The sequence below is a fragment of the Bacillus gaemokensis genome (genome assembly GCF_001590835.1).
GTDB lineage: Bacteria > Bacillota > Bacilli > Bacillales > Bacillaceae_G > Bacillus_A > Bacillus_A gaemokensis.
This window is the reverse complement of sequence record NZ_LTAQ01000007.1, coordinates 61729-70491: the sequence shown is the minus strand read 5'-3', so window position 1 is coordinate 70491 and position 8763 is coordinate 61729. Positions and strand designations below refer to the sequence as shown.

Genomic DNA, 8763 nt, shown 5'->3' with positions numbered 1-8763 from the left:
AGTAGCCTACGGCTACTAAAATAATATCCTTTTTAAACTGTTTTCCTTTAAAATACCCCATATATTATTCTCCTGCTCACACTTTTTCTACAGGTTATCTCAGTTTAGAAATCTTTGCAACAGAACCATATTGCTTACCATTAAAACAATTGAAAGGTGTGTAGAAATGAATCTACTTAGTGAGATGAATTTTAGTGATAGCCCAAGTGTAACCCTTAGTGCATCTCCTATAAGCAAGATGATTAAAATCGTTGCTACTGGAATATTATCTGCTGAAGAAAAGGATTTTCGGTTATTAATTCGACTTAATGGCAAGAGTGAATCTTATAAGAGTTTCATTTGGATGAAAGGTAATGTACCAGAGTTAATAGGTGAATGGGATACAACCGGATTCTATCTGGGTCGTAATGGGTGGAGTTTGGATGCAAATTTCACTTTGAATTATACTTTGGGAATACTCCCAAGTGCTCAAAAAATTTCCGGAAGCGGATTTTCAGTTTTTGCAGATGGTCACAATAATATAATCGGTTGCGAGTCACATGGTTTTTTTGAAACGGATGAAGAAATTAGAAGTATTGAAGTTTTATTTACTGGCGGAAAGGCAAACGGGGAAGTACGTTTTTATGAACTCTAAAAATTAAATGTTACTAACGAGTGCTAAATAAAGTTAAATAAACGAAATATGTTTACTTCCGCTTTCGGGGATTACATAAACTGCAAGCACCCCCTTATCCTTAGAATGAGGGGGTGCTTGGTATTTTTATATAAAGTGCCATAAAAACAATGTCAGCATAAGAACCATCTTTGAACCTAATTTGGTTTATTTGCCTACCTTCTTCTCTAAACCCTAATCTTTTGTATAAATTTATAGCTCGTTCGTTGTTTGAAAATACATCCAGACATATCTTTTCTAACCCTTCTTGTTCTTTTGCCCATTCTATAAAATAAGAAAGAAATTTTGTTCCGATTCCTATATTACTAAATTCTTGTTTAATCCCCATTCCAAATGAACCAGCATGGTGTAAACGTATATAGGAAGATCTAGAAAAAGATAGAAAACCGATGACTTGATCATTAAATTCTACTACTAATGTCAAACCTCCATTTTTTTGTCTGGTTTGTATCTTTTTCTGATACTCCTCTGCCTTTTCTTGCGGCTCTTCAGGTGATCGAAGAAAAAATTCTGTAGTTTCAACAATCTCTTTTTTTATCGCAACTATTTCTCTTGCATCTTTTACTTTTGCTTTTCGTATGTTTATCATATATTTTATCCCCCTTTATTTTTACCCCCATAATAGCAAGTACACAAAATAACTTAAAGAATTAATTTCCAAAAGAGTTAAACTAAACATTAACAAACAATATACTAAACACCTGCTAATAAATAGGATTATAGTAACTAAAATTTATAAGAATAATCCCTTACCATTTCAAAGGTAAGGGGTTATTCTACTGCTGTTGTATAGTATAAATGAAGCTATTTCTTTTGTTTTATTTTAGAAACTCCAAATCCAATAGCAACACCAATCATCATACCAAGAGCAAGGTTATTAATAAGCAACCCGAAAGTTGTCCCCAAACACATTCCTGATATTCCAATTACCGTTTTTGCATCACTTTGTTTATTTTTATTCAAAAAGATATACTTCCTTTCTGCAGAATTATGAGTTGTAAGTTTTCAGTACATGACCTATTTATAGTGTCGTAAAGATGAATAACAAGTCATTAATTTAATTATATAATAAGATTTATTTGTTTTTTCATCTATATTATAAAGTCTCAATTTGCAGTGTTTTGAATATATACTTTTCTTTCGGGTTTGGAGGATATCAGAGGATTCGGGATAAAGTCAATGTTCTCGGGAATATGAATGTAAACTAATATCTAAAAGTTTACTTTCGGTTTTCTAAAAAAATAAACAAGAACTTGTAGGAATACTACAGGTTCTTGTTTAGATAAAGGACAGAGATATCTACTCTTTTCTAGCCAAGCAATAGGAATTTCTTTTTCACCAGTTACTTCAAACAGAATTTCTCCATTTACTTCAAAGACCCGTTCAATAATTGGTATTGTAATCATTTTATTTTCCTTTATTTTTCGCTTTCGTACTAGTTCGAAGTCGATAATATTCATGCTGAAATCCCCTTTTGTGTATGTAAGACAGAGAAAAAAGCACTCAAATGATTACTTTTGGTTCTGGTGCAAGAAATCTAGAAAACTTGGACATACTGATACTAGTACTCTAAAAAGGGTTCTGATGCAAAAACTATATGCCTTATGTAACTAATCTCTAAAACCTGGACATGCTGATAGAACTGTCTAACTTAAGACTAGTGTTTGATAAATCTTTGGTAATCCTTTAATTTCCTCAATTACTTCATGATTTAATAGTTCCTCAGTTTCAATTACCAATAGAGATATTTTTCCTTTTTCCTTTTGCGATACACGTATCATATTAATATTAATTTTACGTGTTGCTAATATAGAAGTTACAGACGAAATGGTACCAAAATGATCATTGTTTATAATAAGAAGAGCTGATCTTGTTTCATTTAAATTCAAATCAAAACCATTAATCTCAATAACTTTGATTTTTCCCCAACCAATCGAACAAGCAATCATCTCAATTTTATCTTCACCTTTGTATAAAGTAATCTTTACTGTATTGGGATAAGACGGTTTTGCAATCTCTTCTATACAATTAACTGTAATTCCTCTTTCTGCTGCAATTGTAAGTGCTTTAGAGAATAGTGAGTCATCCATTTCAAAGCCTAAAATACCACCAACAAGTGCTACGTCTGACCCAAAAGTGCAATCAGTTTTTTTGAATTCCCCATATAAAGAAATTTCGATTTTTTCTGGAGGCTTTAAAAATAGCTGACGAACAATATGTCCTATCTTTGTTGCTTCTACTCCATAAGCACTAGGTGTTCCAATAGTAATAGGACCAATAATATCAAATACTGATTTATATTTCATGATTATCCTTTCTCCTTAATATTAGTAGTAGGGATGCATTAATAAAATGTTTTTGTATTAAGAAAATATTTCTTAACTGAAAGGTAATGAAAATACGGATTATAATAAGCGAGCCATCCGTTTATTAAGATATCTATTCAATATAAAGAGTTTTTTAATATTTTTAACAATAATTTTTAATAAAAAGATGTATTGATTTATTTATCATTATTGAAGGTGAACGATCATGTTTATTTAAAAAATCAGTAAATAGAGAATGCAATTTGTTAGGTAGTTATGCCTTATTTACAATTACACTAGAAATCCTGTAGATCTGTTCATACTATAAGGAAACAGTATTATATTTTATAAATAAAGCCCATGGGAATTTTTTAATTCCCTGGGCTTTCATTTCTCATAACATTCCGACTCCTGTATGGTAAGCGAAATCCTAGTGCAATTGCTGCTCCAATGCAACTAAATAAACATCCGAACAGTAAATAGAGAGTAGGTGTAGAATCTCCAATCGCAACAGAGGCAACCCCACCTATTGCCGGAAAAAGTGCCACCATATAACTACTAACTGATGCACCGATTCGTTCTACTAGCTTGAGGTAGAACATCCATGCCCCAAAGGAAGCAAATACAGTTAAAAATGCCAAAGCTCCAAGATAAGAAACGGACGTTGGTAGTGTAAAGTTCTGTTCCTGAAAGGTACAAACAGCAAGTAAAAGTATCGAAGCCACAACAAAGCCAACACTATTCGAATAAACAGCATTAATACCACGTCGTGCATTTCGAGCGGAAGCTGCGTCACCAATAGCTGTAAGTATAGTTCCAAACAATGCGAGGCCTATTCCTTTTAGATCACTTGTACTAGAGCCCTGTGTTAGTAATGGATAAACTAATATAGAAACACCTGCAATACCAACTATTCCCCCTATTAGAATTCGAGGATGAAGACGCTCACCTAGAAATATACGAAGTGCAATTGGTGTCAGAACTGTCTTCAGTGAAAACAGCAGCGTTACTAGTGCAGCAGAAATCCAAATTGTCGCGTAGTATAAACACAAGTAACTTAGAGCTAAGTTACATACCCCAAAAGTAACAAGGGGGAAAACATCTTTACGAGAAGGCCTACCATTTGGACGTACCACGCACATTAGGACAATAAACATTAGTGCAGCCCCTACCAAGCGATAGGTTAATGACAATTCAAGGCTTACAGGAGTACCTTGTATTTTTACTGCAATAAAGTTCAATCCCCAAACTATTAAGCAGAAGATGTACATAAAAATTGTCATACGTGTAACACTTCGTTCTGCTGTGCGAAAGGAATATCGAAATAATTAAAAACTTCTGTTAATGCAACGGCCAGTTGTGCTATCTGTTCCTCAGTGTGATTTGGTGTAACATTAACTCGGAATCGTTCTGTGCCGACAGGAACCGTTGGTGAATTAATAGGTTGCAGATAGACGTGATGTTGTTCAAGTAGACGTTGGGCAGCAGCTTTACATTTTTTTGCATCACCAATCAGTACAGGGAGAATATGCGTTTCACTTGAGTCCATTATCGGAATATTTGCTTGAGCAAGTGCTTCTCTTAACATGCTAGTTTTTTGGTGTAGAGCGTTCCGCTCTTTATCTGAAGATTTTAAGTGTTCCACACTAGCATGACAGGCCGCGACAACAGCTGGTGGTAAGGATGTTGTAAAAATAAAACCAGATGCAAAAGAACGAACAGCGTCAATTAGTAATGATGAAGCTGCAATGTATCCCCCGATTACTCCAATACCTTTTGCCATTGTTCCTTGAATAAAGTCCAATCGATCCACAAGACCTAGTTCAGCAGCTATTCCTGCTCCGCGAGGACCGTACATACCGATTGCATGTACTTCATCAAGAAATGTTAAAGCGTTATATTTATCTGCAAGATCCGCAATTTTCTGAATCGGTGAGATATCGCCATCCATTGAGTATACTGATTCAAACACAATAATTTTTGCTCGATCATGTGGTTGAGCTGCAAGTAACTCTTCCAAATGGTCAACATCATTATGTCTAAATATCGCTCGTTCGACTTGAGTGCTACGAATACCATTAATAATTGAAGCGTGATTTCGTTCGTCAGAAAATACTATACAATTTGGAAATAGACGAAGTAAACATTGTAATGTTGCATCATTCGAGCCATATCCTGTAGGAAAAACTAATGCGGCTTCTTTACCATGCCATTCCGCAAGTGAAGATTCAAGTGCAGCGTAATGATAATGTGTACCACCTATATTTCGAGATCCGCCTGAACCAGCACCAAATGCTCGAATTGCATCATGCATTGCTTCGGTAACTATTGGGTGCTGAGACATTCCTAGATAGTCATTGCTGCACCAAACGACAACTGGTTGCCCATCTTTCTGGCCATTCAATTGTGCTAAAGGATATTGGCCACGCATCCGATTAATTGTAACAAATTCTCGATATTGTCCGCTTTCTTTCAAAGATTCGAGCTTATTTTCAATAATTTTTGCATACATGACTTTTCCTCCAAGTATAGTTATAGTTTACAGTTCATCCAGTTTGATATTTTTTCATAAAAATTAAGGAAAATTGTTAAATTATTGTTTTTTATTATATCGGGAAAATATAATAAAACCAAACAAAAAACAAAATTATGCATATTTTCATAATTTTGTTTTTTTAAAACTTCAAATGTCTTTAAGTCGATATAATTTATTTCAAATAAATAATAACAATTTTTTGAAAATAAAACTATATTTTAGAATTTTATCAATAAAAAACAGATAATTATCATTAAAAAATGATCATATTAAGCTAAATATTATAAGCAAAGACTAGTTTCCTCTAAAAGAATCATTGTAATGATTTGCAAAATCCATATAAAACAATACCTTTAGAATAAAATATAAATATAATTTTCTTATTTTTTATCAATATAACTTTTTAGAATTCTGTTGCAAAGTTGATTAACATCAAACTAGATAAGCGATTGGGGAGTACTTATTATGCAACTATAGGTTCTGGTGCAAAGTTTTTAAAAGTAAGCTAAACTTTTGCAAAACAGAGCGAGGAGAATCACAAGGTTCTGGTGCAAAAACTATAAGATTTAGGTTCTGGTGCAAAGATAAGATGAAAACCAGTAAAACGCATATATTCCTAACAGAATTGTATTTTATGCTACAAGTTCAAACAATTGATGGATGAATTCTTTCTGATTTTGGACAGACTGGTCCCGTAAAGCAATCTGTTCTTTTTTAATCATATGCATAGCTTCTACTCCAGAAAGAATGGATGTAGCTGTGTCAAAGCATTTGAACCCTAGCATAGAACGGATTCGTTTCTTTATAAAGCGATGATCTTGTTCTACTATGTTATTCAAGTACTTTTTTTGTCTAAGTCGCATACCGTTAGGTATGCTTTTTTCTTTTTTCAACTGTTCAATTGCTATAGGATAAGCTGGATTCTTGTCGACTGTTATAACACGAGGCTTTGAAACATGAAAAGACCGCAAAGCTTTCTTGAAAAAGCGCTTTGCAGCCTTCTGATCTCTTGTTTTGCTTAGGCAAAAATCGATTGTGCTTCCTTTCGAATCAACAGCACGATACAGGTACATCCATTGACCTTTTACTTTGATATATGTTTCATCGACTCTCCAAGAGTCATTTGTTTGTTTGAGGTAACGTCGGATCCGTTTATCCAATTCAGGACCATACTGATGAACCCAACGCATAATCGTTGTATGAGCAATGGATAAACCCCGTTCCTCCATCATTTCCACTAAATCACGAAAACTTAGATGGTACCGTAGGTACCATCTTACCGTTAATAAGATAATATCAGGCTGATAGTGCTTCCATTTGAACAAATTTTTCTTTTCCATACCGATCACACACCTTTTTAGAGTAATAGTATCAGTATGTCCAAGTTTTATAGATTTTTTGCACCAGAACCTCTTTATCAATTGCACGATATAAATAACACCATTTTCCTTTTACTTTTATATAGGTTTCATCTAGTTTCCAAGATAATTGAACGTTTTTATTTTTCTTCTGAACGTTTTTATTTTTCTTCTTCCAAATTTGATAGATAAGGTTTCCATATTCATGAACCCAGCGCATGATGGTTGTTGGGTGAACCGAAACACCACGCTCTTTCAAGATTTCAGATACATCACGATAGCTTAAAGAAAAACGACTAGTAGCCTACGGCTACTAAAATAATATCCTTTTTAAACTGTTTTCCTTTAAAATACCCCATATATTATTCTCCTGCTCACACTTTTTCTACAGGTTATCTTAGTTTAGAAATCTTTGCAACAGAACCCTTCTTTTGTATGTTCTTTTTTACGGTTGAAACTTTATGCAGGAAACGAATTTATTCCCCATCTAGCGTTGCCGACACTTCGTTCTGTAATTTTATTACAAAACTGTAACATGACACATCAGAATTATTTTTCACTAGTTTATGGTTATGCAACATGTCTTTCAGGTTTAAGTTTTCAATACCGATAATATCGTGGTTTTCATGCTTTCAGTAGAAAGAAGAATTTGGTATTTCAGACTCAAACTAATAACACAATTATACAATTGTAATTGTGTTATTTTAAGGTATGTGATATAGAATTTATGACTATAATATAATTGTAGACTTTTAACGAATTATCCGAAAGAATTCTCCTTCCTCAAGCGTGTGCAGGGCGATAGCCCAACGATAGATGGGAGATGATTTCGGTTGGCGTAAGCCAACATGTTTGCTATCATATACTTGTACAGATTGCTCTTTGAAAACTGAAGATATAAGGTTGTTGTAGGAAATTCGTCTGTAACGTAAAATCTTCAACGTTCTATCGCCCTGCGCTACTGAAATATGCGAAAACCAAGCGAAGTAAGTAGCGTAGATGAGTCCAACGTACACATAATATTTTTAGGGGTAGGGACTACCCTGTTAGCTTGGTAAACATAAGTGGCTAGTAAAAGCACTTATTTCCCAAGAAGTTCCCACTTCAAGCGGGTGAGTAGTTCACTACTCAGAGTGTCACTTAGGAATTCACGATTACTCATATAAAGACAAAACTCCTTATTCATCAACATGGTCATAATTGAATGAAACTAAAAAACGAAGTGATATAGCGTCTAACTGTGTGAACAATAGGGATAGCCTAATCAATATTTATTTGGTAGAACGGAGTTCTGAGGAGTCTCCCACTTCAATCGAACCGTAAGATTGATAAGTAGTGAGTAGTTCAAACATATGAAGTGATTTCTGTTAAAGAAATTCCTCAAATGGATGCAAAAATAAATATGGCTTATAAGAAGACAGACACCTTATATTCAAATTGTCCCTTGGATTATCATCTAAAATACATTTCTGCTTGCTAGCGATTTAATTTATAACACAATTACACAAGAGTAATTGTGTTAATCTGAGAGTGTGAGATAGTCTTTTAGGGGCTATACATAAGTATAGTTCTTTAATATTCAGATAATCCTTTGGATTATCATCTAAAATACATTTCTGTTTGCCAATGACATAATTTAAAACACAATTACACAAGAGTAATTGTGTTAATCTGAGAGTATGAGATAGTTATAAATAAGTATAGTTCTTTAATATTCGGATAGCCCTTTGGAGTATCATCTAGAAAAGTTTGTTTTACTTGAAAATATTTTTCAACACTACATAACTTGTGACTTCGCTACTATTCTACCTCTGAAAGAAAGAGATTGCTTACTCAGGAAATCTATAATATAGATAACATTTTATAATTACAAGAACAATATCGGGTTGG

At 33.7% G+C, this 8763-nt stretch carries 8 protein-coding genes and 1 pseudogene; 1 reads left to right on the top strand and 8 read right to left on the bottom strand.

Going from position 1 to position 8763, the window contains the following annotated elements:
• The first annotated feature begins 166 nt into the window (after positions 1-166).
• Entirely contained in the window at positions 167-634 is a 468-nt protein-coding gene (locus AZF08_RS09395; RefSeq protein ID WP_033679155.1) for a hypothetical protein, read from the top strand.
• 100 nt (positions 635-734) lie between these two features.
• Here AZF08_RS09395 and AZF08_RS09390 read toward each other — a convergent pair whose 3' ends face one another.
• The 8 genes and pseudogenes from AZF08_RS09390 to AZF08_RS09360 form a co-directional block, all read right to left on the bottom strand.
• Positions 735-1262, bottom strand: coding sequence for a GNAT family N-acetyltransferase (locus AZF08_RS09390; RefSeq protein WP_033679151.1), 528 nt, complete (start codon positions 1260-1262; stop codon positions 735-737).
• Between the two features lie 215 nt (positions 1263-1477).
• Complete coding sequence (locus AZF08_RS30735) at positions 1478-1636, bottom strand: hypothetical protein (protein ID WP_201030639.1); 159 nt, start codon at positions 1634-1636, stop codon at positions 1478-1480.
• A gap of 248 nt (positions 1637-1884) precedes the next feature.
• Positions 1885-2133, bottom strand: coding sequence for a hypothetical protein (locus AZF08_RS28175; protein WP_064504753.1), 249 nt, complete (start codon positions 2131-2133; stop codon positions 1885-1887).
• 186 nt (positions 2134-2319) lie between these two features.
• Complete coding sequence (gene sdaAB / locus AZF08_RS09380) at positions 2320-2979, bottom strand: L-serine ammonia-lyase, iron-sulfur-dependent subunit beta (protein WP_033679153.1); 660 nt, start codon at positions 2977-2979, stop codon at positions 2320-2322.
• Positions 2980-3350: 371 nt separating this feature from the next.
• Positions 3351-4262 carry a DMT family transporter gene (locus AZF08_RS09375; RefSeq protein ID WP_018767850.1) on the bottom strand — a complete coding sequence of 304 codons (912 nt, stop codon included), beginning with the start codon at positions 4260-4262 and terminating at the stop codon, positions 3351-3353.
• A complete protein-coding gene (gene hemA / locus AZF08_RS09370) occupies positions 4259-5491 on the bottom strand; it encodes a 5-aminolevulinate synthase (RefSeq protein WP_033679154.1) in 1233 nt (410 codons plus the stop codon). Before hemA ends, AZF08_RS09375 begins: the two co-directional genes overlap by 4 nt.
• A gap of 656 nt (positions 5492-6147) precedes the next feature.
• Positions 6148-6855, bottom strand: a complete 708-nt coding sequence (locus AZF08_RS09365) for an IS6 family transposase (RefSeq protein WP_063177269.1) — start codon at positions 6853-6855, stop codon at positions 6148-6150.
• Positions 6856-6904: 49 nt separating this feature from the next.
• Positions 6905-7232: pseudogene (locus AZF08_RS09360) on the bottom strand (DDE-type integrase/transposase/recombinase); the annotation flags it as partial.
• Positions 7233-8763: the final 1531 nt, after the last annotated feature.

Bases quoted from the DNA above. Each gene is read 5' to 3' on its own strand.
- AZF08_RS09375 (WP_018767850.1), bottom strand. From the start codon at position 4,262: ATGACAATTTTTATGTACATCTTCTGCTTAATAGTTTGGGGATTGAAC.
- AZF08_RS28175 (WP_064504753.1), bottom strand. From the start codon at position 2,133: ATGAATATTATCGACTTCGAACTAGTACGAAAGCGAAAAATAAAGGAA.
- hemA (WP_033679154.1), bottom strand. From the start codon at position 5,491: ATGTATGCAAAAATTATTGAAAATAAGCTCGAATCTTTGAAAGAAAGC.
- AZF08_RS09365 (WP_063177269.1), bottom strand. From the start codon at position 6,855: ATGGAAAAGAAAAATTTGTTCAAATGGAAGCACTATCAGCCTGATATT.
- AZF08_RS09395 (WP_033679155.1), top strand. From the start codon at position 167: ATGAATCTACTTAGTGAGATGAATTTTAGTGATAGCCCAAGTGTAACC.
- AZF08_RS09390 (WP_033679151.1), bottom strand. From the start codon at position 1,262: ATGATAAACATACGAAAAGCAAAAGTAAAAGATGCAAGAGAAATAGTT.
- sdaAB (WP_033679153.1), bottom strand. From the start codon at position 2,979: ATGAAATATAAATCAGTATTTGATATTATTGGTCCTATTACTATTGGA.